General features: G+C 50.1%; 15 protein-coding genes, 1 tRNA gene and 1 other RNA gene. 10 read left to right on the plus strand and 7 right to left on the minus strand.

All coding sequences use genetic code 11. The features are described 5' to 3' along the window. Positions 1 to 152: 152 nt before the first annotated feature. Positions 153 to 305, plus strand: coding sequence for a type I toxin-antitoxin system toxin HokA (gene hokA / locus ATB02_RS20410; RefSeq protein ID WP_001135727.1), 153 nt, complete (start codon positions 153 to 155; stop codon positions 303 to 305). Here the strand turns inward: hokA and ATB02_RS26765 are convergent. From ATB02_RS26765 to ATB02_RS20420, 3 genes are all read right to left on the minus strand, one after another. Then, the gene (locus ATB02_RS26765) at positions 282 to 353 is read right to left on the minus strand and encodes a hypothetical protein (protein ID WP_212734940.1); all 72 of its coding nucleotides are present in this window, start codon (positions 351 to 353) and stop codon (positions 282 to 284) included. The genes hokA and ATB02_RS26765 overlap by 24 nt on opposite strands. A gap of 140 nt (positions 354 to 493) precedes the next feature. Then, a complete protein-coding gene (gene cspE, locus ATB02_RS20415) occupies positions 494 to 706 on the minus strand; it encodes a transcription antiterminator/RNA stability regulator CspE (protein WP_000014594.1) in 213 nt (70 codons plus the stop codon). A 280-nt stretch (positions 707 to 986) separates the two neighbouring features. Further along, a complete protein-coding gene (locus ATB02_RS20420; RefSeq protein ID WP_000455798.1) occupies positions 987 to 1,277 on the minus strand; it encodes an HTH-type transcriptional regulator in 291 nt (96 codons plus the stop codon). Positions 1,278 to 1,710: 433 nt separating this feature from the next. Between ATB02_RS20420 and ATB02_RS20425 the strand changes: the two genes are divergently transcribed. After that, positions 1,711 to 2,421, plus strand: coding sequence for a DUF3053 domain-containing protein (locus tag ATB02_RS20425; protein WP_105272152.1), 711 nt, complete (start codon positions 1,711 to 1,713; stop codon positions 2,419 to 2,421). Positions 2,422 to 2,470: 49 nt separating this feature from the next. Here ATB02_RS20425 and ghrB read toward each other — a convergent pair whose 3' ends face one another. Both ghrB and ATB02_RS20435 read right to left on the minus strand, forming a co-directional pair. Further along, positions 2,471 to 3,445, minus strand: a complete 975-nt coding sequence (ghrB, locus tag ATB02_RS20430; RefSeq protein WP_105272153.1) for a glyoxylate/hydroxypyruvate reductase GhrB — start codon at positions 3,443 to 3,445, stop codon at positions 2,471 to 2,473. Between the two features lie 103 nt (positions 3,446 to 3,548). After that, entirely contained in the window at positions 3,549 to 4,208 is a 660-nt protein-coding gene (locus tag ATB02_RS20435; RefSeq protein WP_000747625.1) for an OmpA family lipoprotein, read from the minus strand. A 152-nt stretch (positions 4,209 to 4,360) separates the two neighbouring features. Between ATB02_RS20435 and bisC the strand changes: the two genes are divergently transcribed. Next, positions 4,361 to 6,694 carry a biotin sulfoxide reductase gene (gene bisC / locus ATB02_RS20440; protein ID WP_105272154.1) on the plus strand — a complete coding sequence of 778 codons (2,334 nt, stop codon included), beginning with the start codon at positions 4,361 to 4,363 and terminating at the stop codon, positions 6,692 to 6,694. Here bisC and ATB02_RS20445 read toward each other — a convergent pair. Next, the gene (locus ATB02_RS20445; RefSeq protein ID WP_000617470.1) at positions 6,663 to 7,103 is read right to left on the minus strand and encodes an N-acetyltransferase; all 441 of its coding nucleotides are present in this window, start codon (positions 7,101 to 7,103) and stop codon (positions 6,663 to 6,665) included. The two genes, bisC and ATB02_RS20445, sit on opposite strands and share 32 nt — an antisense overlap. Then, positions 7,100 to 7,663 carry a DNA-3-methyladenine glycosylase I gene (gene tag / locus ATB02_RS20450; RefSeq protein ID WP_000438962.1) on the minus strand — a complete coding sequence of 188 codons (564 nt, stop codon included), beginning with the start codon at positions 7,661 to 7,663 and terminating at the stop codon, positions 7,100 to 7,102. Before tag ends, ATB02_RS20445 begins: the two co-directional genes overlap by 4 nt. A gap of 157 nt (positions 7,664 to 7,820) precedes the next feature. Here tag and ATB02_RS20455 point away from each other — a divergent pair, with 157 nt between their 5' ends. From ATB02_RS20455 to dppB, 7 genes are all read left to right on the plus strand, one after another. Further along, a complete protein-coding gene (locus ATB02_RS20455; protein WP_000584470.1) occupies positions 7,821 to 8,519 on the plus strand; it encodes an autotransporter outer membrane beta-barrel domain-containing protein in 699 nt (232 codons plus the stop codon). 228 nt (positions 8,520 to 8,747) lie between these two features. After that, positions 8,748 to 9,956, plus strand: coding sequence for an L-lactate MFS transporter (locus ATB02_RS20465; RefSeq protein WP_000189051.1), 1,209 nt, complete (start codon positions 8,748 to 8,750; stop codon positions 9,954 to 9,956). 323 nt (positions 9,957 to 10,279) lie between these two features. Further along, positions 10,280 to 11,971, plus strand: a complete 1,692-nt coding sequence (gene eptB / locus ATB02_RS20470) for a kdo(2)-lipid A phosphoethanolamine 7''-transferase (protein ID WP_001269242.1) — start codon at positions 10,280 to 10,282, stop codon at positions 11,969 to 11,971. Positions 11,972 to 12,062: 91 nt separating this feature from the next. Next, positions 12,063 to 12,139, plus strand: a tRNA-Pro gene (locus ATB02_RS20475). Between the two features lie 33 nt (positions 12,140 to 12,172). Then, positions 12,173 to 12,307, plus strand: a non-coding RNA gene (locus ATB02_RS20480) — RtT sRNA. 663 nt (positions 12,308 to 12,970) lie between these two features. Then, positions 12,971 to 14,578, plus strand: coding sequence for a dipeptide ABC transporter substrate-binding protein DppA (gene dppA / locus ATB02_RS20485; RefSeq protein WP_001222892.1), 1,608 nt, complete (start codon positions 12,971 to 12,973; stop codon positions 14,576 to 14,578). A 307-nt stretch (positions 14,579 to 14,885) separates the two neighbouring features. Then, entirely contained in the window at positions 14,886 to 15,905 is a 1,020-nt protein-coding gene (dppB, locus tag ATB02_RS20490; RefSeq protein ID WP_000938853.1) for a dipeptide ABC transporter permease DppB, read from the plus strand. The last annotated feature ends 4 nt before the right edge of the window (positions 15,906 to 15,909 follow it).

The raw sequence follows: 15,909 nt of genomic DNA on the forward strand, positions 1-15,909 counted from the left end.
GGTCTGACTCCAATTGAATATCGGAATCAGACCTATATGCCTCGTGTTTAACTGTCCAACTTTTTGGGGTCAGTACAAAGTGAGGCTACCCTATGCCTGAACACCATAAGGTTAGCCTCTTACTCGTTGGAAATCAACACAGGAGGCTGGGAATGCCGCAGAAATATAGATTACTTTCTTTAATAGTGATTTGTTGCACGCTTTTATTTTTCACCTGGATGATAAGAGATTCACTGTGTGAATTGCATATTAAACAGGGGAGTTATGAGCTGGCGGCATTTTTAGCCTGCAATTTGAAAGAGTAAGAGTCTTCGGCGGGAAGTTATTCCCGCCTTTCTTACGGCGTTGCGCATTCTCATTGCACCCAAATTTATTCTTCACAAAAATAATAATAGATTTTATTACGCGAACGATTATTTATTTCCTGAATAAACAAATAAAAAAATCCCCGCCATTTGGCAGGGATCTTAGATTCTGTGCTTTTAAGCAGAGATTACAGGCTGGTTACGTTACCAGCTGCCGGGCCTTTAGCGCCGCTTTCGATGGTGAAGGACACTTTCTGACCTTCGTCCAGAGATTTGTAACCATCGTTCTGGATAGCAGAGAAGTGTACGAACACGTCTTTAGAGCCATCGTCAGGAGTGATGAAGCCGAAGCCTTTGTCAGCGTTGAACCATTTTACGATACCAGTCATTTTACCGGACATAGTGTATTACCTTTAATAATTTAAATGTGCCTTTCGGCGATATGGCGTGCTTTACAGATTTTGAAGCGTTAAAGGAAATGCACTACGAGGGGTATCAACGATAACTCTTGAAGGGACTTGCCTTACTACACTGCTTTAATGGTCTGTACGTCAAACCGTTGATGTGCATTAAGCCACGCATTGGCGGGTGATGCAACAATTATTTTTCATATTTATGATTAATCGGTTGGAAAACGGTCCTGTCATCAGGACCGTAAACAGAAATAAAGTGGATAAAAGTCTATTCCATCAACTGCTTACTTAACGCTGGGTTAGCTTGAATCAGACGCATCAATTTTAGTTCGGCACTTGAAGGCTTAACGCGTCGGGATTCCCATTCCTTTACCATGGCGACGGAAACGCCCAAAACCCGAGCGAAATCATCGATTTTTAACCCCGTACCTTTACGTAACTGCTCAATCTCGGTACAGGACGTTGTTCTGTGCGTCAGAGTAATCTTCTGCGTTTCATCTTTAAAAACAATCTGTTCCAGGCTGCTCAACAGCTCATGCATGGGATCTTTATATTCCATTGAAAACTCCTCAAATCACACTGCGGGATCGTGAATTGCATCGAAGCTCATTAAGAATAGTCGGGAAAAACAGACACAGCGGGGTGTAGTCAGGGCATGCTCTGGCTATGATTCGATTCAGCCAGTCATTTAGCGTGACTTATAGCGACCTAACGATCTGATAAATGCCGATATATCTCTTACCACTCCCGGTTTGTAAAGATTTCGAAAATCTAACGTTCTGAGAAGGCGTAAATCTCTGGCTACAAAAAAAGCAACGGCACTATCATTTTTTAACAATGAAACAACAAATTAACCTTGTTTCGTTTTCTCCATTATTTTACCAGGAAGATTACGTAGAAAGGGTATCCTGCAAGCCTGTCCTGGACTATCCTTGTCACGTCAGACACGCGTGTGTCGTTGTGCGCTTTTTTTGGGTGAAAGGAGTAAGAAAATGGCGACAGGAAAGTCCTGCTCTCGCTGGTTTGCGCCTCTTGCGGCGTTATTAATGGTAGTTAGCCTGAGTGGGTGTTTTGATAAAGAAGGCGATCAGCGTAAAGCGTTTATCGACTTCCTGCAGAATACAGTGATGCGTAGCGGTGAACGTCTACCAACCCTGACTGCCGATCAGAAAAAACAGTTTGGTCCTTTTGTCTCTGATTACGCGATTCTGTATGGTTATTCTCAGCAGGTGAATCAGGCAATGGATTCCGGTCTGCGCCCGGTTGTAGACAGCGTTAACGCAATTCGCGTACCGCAGGATTACGTTACGCAAAGCGGCCCACTGCGTGAAATGAACAGTTCTCTGGGTGTGCTGGCGCAACAGCTGCAAAATGCGAAGTTGCAGGCCGATGCTGCGCACTCTGCGCTAAAACAGAGCGATGACCTGAAACCGGTTTTCGATCAGGCATTCACCAAAGTGGTAACGACGCCAGCTGATGCATTGCAACCGTTGATTCCGGCGGCACAAACTTTCACGCAACAACTGGTGATGGTTGGAGACTACATTGCTCAGCAAGGTACTCAGGTGAGCTTTGTCGCAAATGGCATCCAGTTCCCGACTTCGCAGCAGGCAAGTGAATATAACAAACTGATTGCGCCATTACCGGCACAGCATCAGGCGTTTAATCAGGCCTGGACTACAGCAGTTACTGCAACCCAATAAAGAGTAAAAGCCCGGGCGATTATCGGGCTTTACTCCACGCAGTCGCGGCTTAGTCCGCGACGTGCGGATTTACACAGTTCTTCTCAACCTTTCCTTGTAACGCATCAATCAAGTTATCCACGGCGCAGGCGGCCATGCCATAACGCGTCTCATGGGTGGCAGAACCAATATGCGGTACGGCGACGACGTTGGCCATTGAGAGCAACGGCGAATCTACGGACAGTGGCTCTTGTTCGAAGACATCCAGCCCGGCGGCGTGAATTTCCCCTTTCTGCAATGCAGCAATCAGTGCATTTTCATCAACCACCGGGCCACGTCCGGCATTAATGAAAATGGCGGAGGATTTCATTTTGGCGAATTGTTCTGCGCCAAACAGATGATGCGTCTCATCCGTTAACGGCAGGATCAGGCAAACGAAATCTGACTCTTGTAACAGAGTATCCAAATCGCAGTAGCGGGCGTTGAAGCGTTCTTCTGCTTCTTTATGGTGGCGACGCGCGTTATAGAGGATGGGCATGTTGAAGCCAAGGTGCGCACGTTGTGCCAGCGCCATGCCGATCCGTCCCATCCCGACAATGCCCAGTGTTTTATGGTGAACGTCAGTGCCGTACCAGTCCGGGCCTATGCTCGCGGTCCATTCGCCTGCTTTTACCCGTTCTGCTACCTCCACAACCCGACGAGCGGTAGACAACACCAGCGCCATCAGCGTATCGGCGACGGTTTCTGTTAATACGGTTGGTGTGTGCATCAGCAGAATTTTTCGGGCGGTAAGCGCATCGACATCAAAATTGTCATAGCCGACGGAGATCGTTGATGTGGCACGCAGTTTCGGCATTTTTTCCAGCAATGCGGCATCAACATTCTCGTTTGAACCCAGTAAACCTTCAGCTTCGGCAAAAATTGCTGCATTTTGTTCGATGGTTTGTGGGCTGAGGTTTGCCACCTGATGAACGGTGAAATGCTCTTGCAGGCGTTGCAGTAAATCATCAGGTAAGGCTTTGTAGAGGATAACGGACGGCTTCATTCTTCTCTCCATTCACTGATAAGGCGATCACCTTAGCCTGAAATATGATGAAGGAAAACTGAAGAATGCCAGGTGATTTTTGCATCACCTGGCATGAAAGGGATTACAGCGGGCTTAAGGTAATTTCTACACGGCGGTTTTGCGCCTTACCTTCTGCGGTGCTGTTGCTGGCGATTGGGTTAGCCGGGCCAAGGCCCTGAGTACGGATGCGGCTGGCGTCCACGCCCTGGGTGATCAACGCGCTGGCAACGGAATCCGCACGCTGCTGGGAGAGACGCATGTTCAGGTCGTGACCCCCAGTGCTGTCGGTATAGCCAATCACGTTAACCGCCGTTTTCGGGTACTCTTTCAGCACCATTGCAACACCAGTCAGGGTGTTAGCGCCCGCTGGTTTTAGGGTCGCGCTGCTGCTGTCGAAGGTCACATTGTTTGGCATATTGAGGATAATGTTATCCCCGCTGCGGGTTACGCTAACACCAGTGCCGCGCATTTTGTCACGCAGCTTCGCTTCCTGCACATCCATGTAATAACCAACGCCGCCGCCCAGAGCTGCGCCTGCTGCTGCACCAATCAGCGCGCCTTTACCGCGATCTTTCTTCGAAGAAGAGAGCGCACCAATACCCGCGCCAACGAGAGAGCCCAGACCTGCGCCGATAGCAGATTTACCTGCTTCGCGTTCGCCAGTGTAAGGGTTAGTTGTGCAGCCAGATACCGCCAGAGCGCCACTCACTACGGCGGCAATAAGATAAACACGTTTCTTCATTGTTAATCCTTAATAACCTTTTTATTCTTTGCCACGGGTTCCGTGGCGGGAGATTATGCCGCGTGAACATGAAGATTATTCCTGGGAATACTCGGAAATTTGTAAGTAATATTTAACTGATCAATACATTTAACCTTTCAGGAGCCTTCGGTTTGGCCAACTCATCCTCACGATATTCCGTTCTGACTGCTGCCCACTGGGGGCCCATGCTGGTTGAAACCGACGGCGAAACCGTGCTTAGCTCGCGTGGCGCGTTAGCCACAGGAATGGAAAACTCCTTGCAGAGCGCGGTTCGCGACCAGGTTCACAGTAATACGCGGGTACGATTTCCAATGGTGCGCAAAGGCTTTCTTGCGTCACCGGAAAACCCGCAAGGCATTCGCGGGCAGGATGAATTTGTTCGTGTGAGTTGGGATGAGGCGCTGGAGCTTATTCACCAACAACATAAACGTATTCGTGAGGCTTATGGTCCGGCATCGATTTTTGCTGGTTCCTACGGCTGGCGTTCAAACGGCGTGCTGCATAAGGCCTCGACATTATTACAACGCTATATGGCGCTGGCAGGCGGTTATACCGGGCATCTGGGGGATTATTCGACCGGTGCAGCACAGGCGATCATGCCGTATGTCGTGGGGGGCAGCGAAGTTTATCAACAGCAAACCAGTTGGCCGTTGGTATTGGAACATAGCGATGTCGTGGTGCTATGGAGTGCTAACCCACTCAATACGCTGAAAATTGCGTGGAATGCATCCGATGAGCAGGGGCTTTCTTACTTTTCCGCACTGCGTGACAGCGGGAAAAAGCTGATCTGCATTGATCCAATGCGATCGGAAACCGTCGATTTCTTTGGCGATAAAATGGAGTGGGTGGCACCGCACATGGGCACCGATGTTGCGCTGATGCTGGGGATCGCCCATACGCTGGTGGAAAATGGCTGGCACGACGAAGCGTTTCTGGCGCGTTGCACCACAGGTTATGACGTCTTCGCCTCTTATTTGCTGGGCGAGAGTGACGGAATAGCGAAAAATGCCGAATGGGCGGCAGAGATTTGTGGGATTAACGCAGAGAAAATCCGCGAACTGGCGGCTATTTTTCATCAAAATACCACCATGCTGATGGCTGGCTGGGGAATGCAGCGCCAGCAGTTTGGTGAGCAAAAACACTGGATGATCGTCACCCTGGCAGCAATGTTAGGGCAAATCGGCACGCCTGGCGGGGGCTTTGGTCTTTCTTACCATTTTGCCAATGGCGGTAACCCTACGCGCCGCGCTGCGGTGCTTTCATCTATGCAGGGCAGCTTGCCAGGTGGCACCGATGCGGTAGATAAAATCCCCGTAGCCCGTATTGTTGAAGCTCTGGAAAACCCTGGCGGTGCATACCAACACAATGGCATGAACCGTCACTTCCCGGATATTCGTTTTATCTGGTGGGCGGGCGGCGCCAACTTTACTCATCATCAGGATACCAATCGTCTGATTCGTGCCTGGCAAAAACCGGAGCTGGTGGTGATCTCCGAATGCTTCTGGACGGCAGCGGCGAAACACGCCGATATCGTCCTCCCTGCAACCACCTCGTTTGAGCGTAATGACCTCACCATGACCGGCGATTACAGTAATCAGCATCTGGTGCCGATGAAGCAAGTGGTGCCTCCACGTTATGAAGCGCGTAATGATTTTGATGTCTTTGCCGAGTTGAGTGAACGTTGGGAGAAGGGCGGCTGTGCGCGGTTTACGGAAGGAAAAAGTGAGCTGCAATGGCTGGAAACGTTTTATAACGTTGCACGGCAGCGCGGGGCAAGCCAGCAGGTTGAATTGCCGCCATTTGCTGAGTTCTGGGAAGCCAACCAGTTAATTGAGATGCCGGAAAACCCGGACAGCGAGCGGTTTATTCGCTTCGCCGATTTTCGCCGCGATCCGCAGGCGCATCCATTAAAAACCGCCAGCGGCAAGATTGAAATCTTCTCGCAGCGTATTGCCGATTACGCTTATCCGGATTGCCCTGGGCATCCAATGTGGCTGGAGCCGGACGAATGGCAGGGCAATGCCGAACCGGAACAGTTGCAGGTACTTTCTGCTCATCCGGCACATCGTCTGCACAGCCAGCTGAATTACAGTTCTCTGCGCGAATTGTACGCGGTGGCAAATCGTGAGCCTGTCACCATTCATCCTGACGATGCCCAGGCGCGCGGCATACAAGATGGCGATATTGTTCGGTTGTGGAACGCACGCGGGCAAATTCTTGCCGGAGCGGTCATTAGCGAGGGAATTAAACCTGGCGTGATTTGCATTCATGAAGGGGCATGGCCGGATCTGGATTTAACCGCTGACGGTATTTGTAAAAACGGCGCGGTGAACGTTCTGACCAAAGATCTCCCCAGCTCGCGGCTGGGGAATGGCTGTGCGGGTAATACGGCGCTGGCATGGCTGGAAAAATACAACGGTCCGGAACTGACACTTACAGCGTTTGAACCACCGGCCAGCTCATAATCCAGGTGGGTAGTTGGGTTTCATCCTGCCATGCGCAGTCGACAATGTGAAAACCCTGCGCATGGTAAAAATCTATCGCCGGTTGATTTTTTTGATAAACCTCCAGCATCAGATGGGGATGGCGCTGCTGCACATACTGCATTAGCGCCTTACCAATACCGCGTCTGACGGCCTTCGGTGCGACAAACATTGCAGCCAGAAATCGGCCTTCCATAATGCTGACAAAACCGAGAAGCTTACCGTCTTCTTCCCAGACCCAGTTTTGCGCGTTGGCAAGATAGGCATCCCGCACCAGCGGAATGCAATCACGCCAGTAATTCGCTTTTATAAAGGGATGCCCCCAGGTTGTACTTTCCAGCCACAGTTCGAGGATCGCGGGGAGTTCTGAACGTTGCGCTTCCCGAATCATGGTTTATTTCCCGGATAGCAACAGCAGCCAACCACATGATCATTCACCAGCCCACATGCCTGCATAAAGGAGTAACAGATTGTGGTACCAACAAACTTAAAACCACGCTTTTTCAGTGCTTTAGATAGAGCGTCGGAGGCGGGCGTAGATGTAGGGATTTCGCTCAACGTTGTGGCTTGTGTCACCTGTGGTTGATGATTGACAAACGACCAGACAAAGTCGGCAAACGGTTCGCCGTTCTGTTCCATTTGCAGGTACGCCCGCGCATTACCAATAATTGCCTGAATTTTCCCGCGATGGCGGATAATCCCGGCGTCCTGTACCAGTCTTTCGACATCCTCTTCCTGCATTGCAGCCACCTTCACCGGATCGAACTGATGAAAGCTGGCGCGATAGTTTTCGCGTTTTTTGAGGACGGTGATCCACGATAACCCTGCTTGTTGCCCTTCAAGGCAGATCATTTCGAACAGTTTTTTACTGTCAGTTTCAGGCACGCCCCACTCATTATCATGGTAGGCAATATAAAGCGGGTCCTGACTCACCCAGCCGCAACGTTCCATACTTTCCCTCGCTATGTACCCGATCGTAAAAATTTCAGCCGCTTTTCTTGACGCATCGGTGAAAAAGTCAATATTTAATACAGGGCTACTATGCCCGATATCCTTCATACAATGACAATAATATTGCCGAATTCGGCTCTTCCCTGGAGTCGTGTTAATGATCATAAAAAAAAGCGGTGGTCGCTGGCAGTTAAGCCTGCTGGCGAGCGTGGTAATCAGTGCCTTTTTTCTCAACACAGCTTACGCCTGGCAACAAGAATATATCGTTGATACGCAACCCGGACATTCCACAGAGCGCTACACCTGGGATAGCGATCATCAACCTGATTACAACGATATTCTGTCGCAACGTATTCAAAGTAGCCAAAGGGCGCTGGGACTGGAAGTCAATCTGGCGGAAGAAACCCCTGTGGATGTGACCAGCAGTATGAGTATGGGCTGGAATTTTCCTTTATATGAACAGGTTACAACCGGCCCGGTCGCGGCATTACATTACGATGGTACAACCACCTCGATGTATAACGAGTTTGGCGACAGTACTACTACACTGACCGATCCGTTATGGCATGCCAGTGTGAGTACCTTAGGCTGGCGTGTTGACTCCCGGCTTGGCGATCTCCGACCCTGGGCGCAAATCAGCTATAACCAGCAATTTGGCGAGAATATCTGGAAGGCGCAATCAGGCTTAAGCCGGATGACGGCGACAAACCAGAACGGCAACTGGCTGGATGTCACGGTAGGTGCTGATATGTTGCTCAATCAAAATATTGCCGCCTACGCTGCGTTATCTCAGGCAGAAAATACCACGAACAATAATGACTATCTGTATACGATGGGGGTTAGCGCCAGATTTTAACGTTATAGATACAATTGAAACCCATAAATAACAACTAATGTGGCGATAGTGGGGACTAACTTACTAAATAATAAATTTGGTGAATAATTGTCGAGTCATTCATTCCTGAACTAATGCATTTCATTCCGTTCTGATGGCATTTCATGCCGTTTTTCCCCAGGCATAAAGTGCACTTCGTTATGGTTGTCAGCAGAGATTTTTCCTTTTTATTACTGCAGGAATACTGCCATGACACCTTCAAATTATCAGCGTACTCGCTGGCTGACACTCATCGGTACTATCATTACCCAGTTTGCCCTGGGGTCGGTTTATACCTGGAGTCTGTTTAACGGCGCGCTTTCTGCCAAGCTGGGGGCTCCGGTAAGCCAGGTTGCTTTCTCTTTCGGCTTGTTAAGTCTGGGGCTGGCAATTTCGTCTTCTGTTGCGGGCAAATTGCAAGAACGTTTTGGTGTTAAACGCGTCACTATGGCTTCCGGCATTTTGCTGGGATTAGGTTTCTTCCTGACAGCACATTCCAACAACCTGATGATGCTGTGGTTAAGCGCCGGTGTGTTGGTTGGTCTGGCGGATGGTGCGGGCTACCTGCTGACGCTCTCAAACTGCGTGAAGTGGTTCCCGGAGCGTAAGGGACTCATCTCTGCGTTCGCTATTGGTTCTTATGGACTTGGTAGTCTGGGTTTCAAATTTATCGATACGCAACTGTTGGAAACGGTCGGTCTGGAAAAAACCTTTGTTATTTGGGGCGCGATTGTACTGGTGATGATTGTCTTTGGCGCAACATTAATGAAAGATGCGCCGAAGCAGGAAGTGAAAACCAGCAATGGCGTGGTGGAGAAGGATTACACGCTGGCAGAGTCGATGCGTAAACCGCAGTACTGGATGTTAGCAGTTATGTTCCTGACCGCCTGCATGAGTGGCCTGTATGTGATTGGCGTGGCGAAAGATATCGCTCAAAGTCTGGCGCATCTTGATGCAATTTCCGCAGCCAATGCTGTGACGGTTATTTCCATCGCCAACCTTTCTGGTCGTCTGGTGCTGGGCATTCTGTCTGACAAAATCGCCCGTATCCGTGTTATCACCATTGGTCAGGTCATTTCGCTGGTGGGCATGGCGGCCCTGCTGTTTGCACCATTGAATGCAGTGACGTTCTTTGCAGCGATTGCCTGCGTGGCATTTAACTTCGGCGGCACTATCACGGTGTTCCCGTCACTGGTCAGTGAGTTCTTCGGCCTAAATAATCTGGCAAAAAACTACGGTGTGATTTACCTCGGTTTCGGTATCGGCAGCATTTGTGGTTCGATTATCGCTTCACTGTTTGGCGGATTCTATGTGACTTTCTACGTGATTTTCGCCCTGCTGATTCTGTCACTGGCGCTTTCTACGACGATTCGCCAGCCAGAGCAGAAAATGTTGCGTGAGGCGCATGGCTCCCTTTAATGACCTGCCGCGAGCTACTGGGCTTTAGCCTTAGTGTGAATCAAACGCTTCAACGCAATGTATAAACAATGACGCGTAAAATTTGGGCCAGTGAACTGGCCCTTTTTACTGCTTTTTGTAACGCTAAAGTCTCTTTTCAAACTTGCATTTTTGTAAATTTGTGCTTCATGCACACTCTTTCCCCACACTTTTTCCCTTTGCTGTGGTCTACTTATTCGCGCGTGTAGATTTTACTTATCTGACTACCTCCGCACTTTTCCCCTGCCGGGCCTGAAAAGCCACTAAGCAGGGTGTTATCACCTGTTTGTCCAGGGTTTGTTTGCATGAGATACATCAAATCGATTACACAGCAGAAGCTGAGCTTTTTGCTTGCAATCTATATTGGCCTTTTTATGAATGGCGCGGTTTTTTACCGCCGCTTCGGCAGCTATGCGCACGATTTTACCGTCTGGAAAGGCGTTTCTGCTGTTGTTGAACTGGTCGCTACCGTACTGGTGACCTTCTTTTTACTGCGTCTGCTTTCGCTGTTTGGCCGCCGCAGCTGGCGAATTCTGGCATCGCTGGTGGTGCTCTTTTCTGCAGGTGCCAGCTATTACATGACTTTCCTTAATGTGGTCATTGGTTATGGCATCATCGCATCCGTCATGACCACCGATATCGACCTGTCAAAAGAAGTTGTTGGTCTGAACTTTATTCTCTGGTTAATCGCCGTAAGCGCATTACCTCTTATCCTTATCTGGAATAACCGCTGTCGCTACACCTTGCTCCGACAACTGCGAACCCCAGGGCAACGTATTCGGAGTCTGGCGGTCGTCGTACTGGCAGGTATTATGGTTTGGGCACCGATTCGTTTGCTGGATATCCAGCAGAAGAAAGTGGAGAGGGCGACAGGTGTTGATTTGCCGAGTTATGGTGGCGTTGTCGCGAACTCTTATCTGCCATCAAACTGGCTTTCGGCGTTAGGTCTTTATGCCTGGGCGCGGGTCGATGAATCTTCCGATAACAATTCTCTCCTTAACCCTGCGAAGAAGTTTACGTACCAGGCTCCACAAAACGTTGATGATACATATGTCGTTTTCATTATTGGTGAAACCACGCGCTGGGATCATATGGGCATTTTCGGCTATGAACGCAATACCACACCGAAACTGGCTCAGGAGAAAAATCTGGCGGCGTTTCGTGGCTATTCTTGTGACACGGCGACCAAACTTTCTCTGCGTTGCATGTTTGTGCGTCAGGGTGGAGCAGAAGATAATCCGCAGCGCACATTAAAAGAACAGAACATTTTCGCGGTATTGAAGCAGTTAGGATTCAGTTCTGATCTCTACGCTATGCAAAGCGAAATGTGGTTCTACAGCAACACGATGGCGGACAATATTGCTTATCGTGAGCAGATTGGTGCGGAACCGCGTAACCGCGGCAAGCCGGTAGATGATATGTTGCTGGTAGACGAAATGCAGCAATCGCTGGGGCGCAACCCGGATGGTAAGCATCTGATCATTCTGCATACCAAGGGGTCGCACTTTAACTACACCCAGCGTTACCCGCGCAGCTTTGCGCAGTGGAAGCCAGAATGTATTGGTGTTGATAGCGGCTGTACCAAAGCGCAGATGATCAACTCCTACGACAACTCGGTGACCTATGTGGATCACTTTATTTCCAGCGTGATTGATCAGGTTCGCGATAAGAAAGCGATTGTGTTCTACGCAGCTGACCACGGTGAGTCAATTAACGAACGCGAGCACCTGCACGGCACACCGCGTGAACTGGCACCGCCGGAGCAGTTCCGCGTACCGATGATGGTCTGGATGTCGGATAAATATCTGGAAAATCCAGCCAACGCGCAGGCATTTGCGCAGTTGAAAAAAGAAGCTGATATGAAAGTGCCACGCCGTCACGTAGAGCTGTACGACACCATCATGGGTTGTCTTGGCTATACTTCACCGGACGGTGGTATTAACGAAAACAACAACTGGTGTCACATCCCGCAGGCGAAAGAGGTCGTGGCTAACTAAGAGGCCTGCTGACTTTCTCGCCGATCAAAAGGCATTTTGCTATTAAGGGATTGACGAGGGCGTATCTGCGCAGTAAGATGCGCCCCGCATTCGGTGATTGGCGCAGCCTGGTAGCGCACTTCGTTCGGGACGAAGGGGTCGGAGGTTCGAATCCTCTATCACCGACCAATTTAGAAAAACCAGCCTACGGGCTGGTTTTTTGCTTTCTGCGGCCTGAAGAGGATGAGAACCTCCGAGGGCAGGGAGGTTCGACTCGAGCGAAGCGAGAGAACGTTGTGGCAGCAACGGCCCGCAGGGCGAGCCACGCAGTGGCGAGTAATCCTCTGGCACCGACCAAATCTGAACGTAGGCCTGATAAGACGCGTCAGCGCCGCATCAGGCAACGGCACCGCACTTATTGTCGGATGCGGCGTGAACGCCTTATCTGACCGACACACCACATATTTCCCTGCCAAATTTGCGCCCCACATCTCACTATCCATTAACGGATTTGTGACAGAATCCATTGTCTTTTTTTATATTTGCTTAAATCTTTTTTTGCGTTACTTATGGCTGGCGCTGGCATTTTCCGCTGTGCGTTTTAGCGTTCATGGTATTAATCGCTCAGATATCCATCTTTTCCTCAGATTTTTTTCATTAAATGCATAAAACTTAATCACCAAATGTTGCTAAATATTAAGCTGATTGTTCTGGTTATGTTGGCGTAGCACAAATTTCTCTGCTGCAAATAGCTGTTTGAAGTTTTTTTAATCTTTGTTTGTGGATTCTCACCGTTGGTGTAAATCCCGGTTGGCTGTATTGACGTTTTCACATTCTGTTGACAGATTGTAGGTCACGAGGGGCATTTTATGGAGGATCCGCACTGTTACACTGATGTTAATTAGTACGGCATCCCCACCTCATAACGTTGACCCGACCGGGTAAAAAACAAAAAAGGTCAGGCAGCGACAACCCACTGCAAAGGGTTAAAACAACAAACATCACAATTGGAGCAGAATAATGCGTATTTCCTTGAAAAAGTCAGGGATGCTGAAGCTTGGTCTCAGCCTGGTGGCTATGACCGTCGCAGCAAGTGTTCAGGCTAAAACTCTGGTTTATTGCTCAGAAGGATCTCCGGAAGGGTTTAACCCGCAGCTGTTTACCTCCGGCACCACCTATGACGCCTCTTCCGTACCGCTTTATAACCGCCTGGTTGAATTTAAAATCGGCACCACTGAAGTGATTCCGGGCCTCGCTGAAAAGTGGGAAGTCAGCGAAGACGGTAAAACCTATACCTTCCATCTGCGTAAAGGTGTGAAGTGGCATAACAACAAAGAATTCAAACCGACGCGCGAACTGAATGCCGATGACGTGGTGTTCTCGTTCGATCGTCAGAAAAACGCGCAAAACCCGTACCATAAAGTTTCTGGCGGCAGCTACGAATACTTCGAAGGTATGGGCTTGCCGGAGCTGATCAGCGAAGTGAAAAAGGTGGACGACAACACCGTTCAGTTCGTGCTGACTCGCCCGGAAGCGCCGTTCCTTGCTGACCTGGCAATGGACTTCGCCTCTATTCTGTCAAAAGAATATGCTGACGCGATGATGAAAGCCGGTACGCCGGAAAAACTGGACCTTAACCCAATCGGCACCGGTCCGTTCCAGTTACAGCAGTATCAAAAAGATTCCCGTATCCGCTACAAAGCGTTTGATGGCTACTGGGGCACCAAACCGCAGATCGATACGCTGGTCTTCTCTATTACTCCTGACGCTTCCGTGCGTTACGCTAAATTGCAGAAGAACGAATGCCAGGTGATGCCGTACCCGAACCCGGCAGACATCGCTCGCATGAAGCAGGATAAATCCATCAACCTGATGGAAATGCCGGGGCTGAACGTCGGCTATCTCTCGTATAACGTGCAGAAAAAACCACTGGATGACGTGAAAGTTCGCCAGGCACTGACCTATGCGGTGAACAAAGACGCGATTATCAAAGCGGTGTATCAGGGCGCGGGCGTATCAGCGAAAAACCTGATCCCGCCAACCATGTGGGGCTATAACGATGATGTTCAGGACTACACCTACGATCCTGAAAAAGCGAAAGCCTTGCTGAAAGAAGCGGGTCTGGAAAAAGGCTTCTCCATCGACCTGTGGGCAATGCCGGTACAACGTCCGTATAACCCGAACGCTCGTCGCATGGCAGAGATGATTCAGGCAGACTGGGCGAAAGTCGGCGTACAAGCGAAAATCGTTACCTACGAATGGGGTGAGTACCTCAAGCGTGCAAAAGATGGCGAGCACCAGACGGTAATGATGGGCTGGACTGGCGATAACGGGGATCCGGATAACTTCTTCGCTACCCTGTTCAGCTGCGCTGCCTCTGAACAAGGCTCCAACTACTCAAAATGGTGCTACAAACCGTTTGAAGATCTGATTCAACCGGCGCGTGCTACCGACGACCACAACAAGCGTGTTGAACTGTACAAACAAGCACAGGTCGTGATGCACGATCAGGCTCCGGCACTGATCATCGCTCACTCCACCGTGTTTGAACCGGTACGCAAAGAAGTTAAAGGCTATGTGGTTGATCCATTAGGCAAACATCACTTCGAAAACGTCTCTATCGAATAATTAAAAGCCATACAAGGTTGATGGCAAATGCAAAACTGCTGGATGCGCTCCGCTTATCAGGCCTACGAGAGTTCTGCAATGTATTGAGTTTGCACGATTTTGTAGGTCGGATAAGGCGTTCACGCCGCATCCGGCATGACCAAAGCGTACTTTGTCAACAATCTGCATACCCGGTGGTGCTGTGCCTTTAAGTGCAGCGCCATCCGGCAGCAATACTTAATTCCTTGTCCTATAAGGGCGGGAATTGATTTGTGAGCAATACAGACTCGCAGTTCCAGGCTGCGGGTCACTACAGAGAATCCGGGTTATGTTGCAGTTTATTCTCCGACGTTTGGGACTCGTCATCCCCACGTTTATCGGTATTACCCTTCTCACATTTGCCTTTGTCCACATGATCCCGGGCGATCCGGTGATGATCATGGCGGGTGAACGTGGGATCTCCCCAGAGCGTCACGCACAATTGCTGGCAGAACTCGGCTTGGATAAACCGATGTGGCAGCAGTATCTCCATTACATTTGGGGTGTAATGCACGGTGATTTAGGCATTTCGATGAAAAGCCGCATCCCGGTTTGGGAAGAGTTCGTGCCGCGCTTCCAGGCCACGCTGGAACTTGGCGTCTGTGCGATGATTTTTGCTACCGCGGTCGGTATTCCGGTTGGTGTGCTGGCTGCGGTTAAACGTGGTTCTATTTTCGATCATACAGCCGTTGGCCTGGCGCTGACCGGCTACTCGATGCCGATCTTCTGGTGGGGCATGATGCTGATCATGCTGGTTTCGGTGCACTGGAACCTGACGCCTGTCTCCGGTCGCGTGAGCGACATGGTATTCCTCGATGATTCCAATCCGTTAACCGGTTTTATGCTGATCGACACCGCCATCTGGGGTGAAGACGGTAACTTTATCGATGCCGTCGCCCATATGATCCTGCCCGCCATTGTGCTGGGTACTATCCCGCTGGCGGTCATTGTACGTATGACGCGCTCCTCGATGCTGGAAGTGCTGGGCGAGGATTACATCCGCACCGCGCGTGCCAAAGGGCTGACCCGCCTTAGGGTGATTATCGTCCACGCGCTGCGTAACGCGATGCTGCCGGTAGTGACCGTTATCGGCCTTCAGGTGGGAACATTGCTGGCGGGGGCGATTCTGACCGAAACCATCTTCTCGTGGCCCGGTCTGGGGCGCTGGTTGATTGACGCACTGCAACGCCGCGATTATCCGGTAGTGCAGGGTGGCGTATTGCTGGTGGCGACGATGATTATCCTCGTCAACCTGCTGGTCGATCTGCTGTACGGCGTGGTGAACCCGCGTATTCGTCATAAGAAGTAAGGGG

Source organism: Escherichia sp. MOD1-EC5189 (genome assembly GCF_002966045.1).
Classification (GTDB): Bacteria; Pseudomonadota; Gammaproteobacteria; order Enterobacterales; family Enterobacteriaceae; genus Escherichia; species Escherichia coli_F.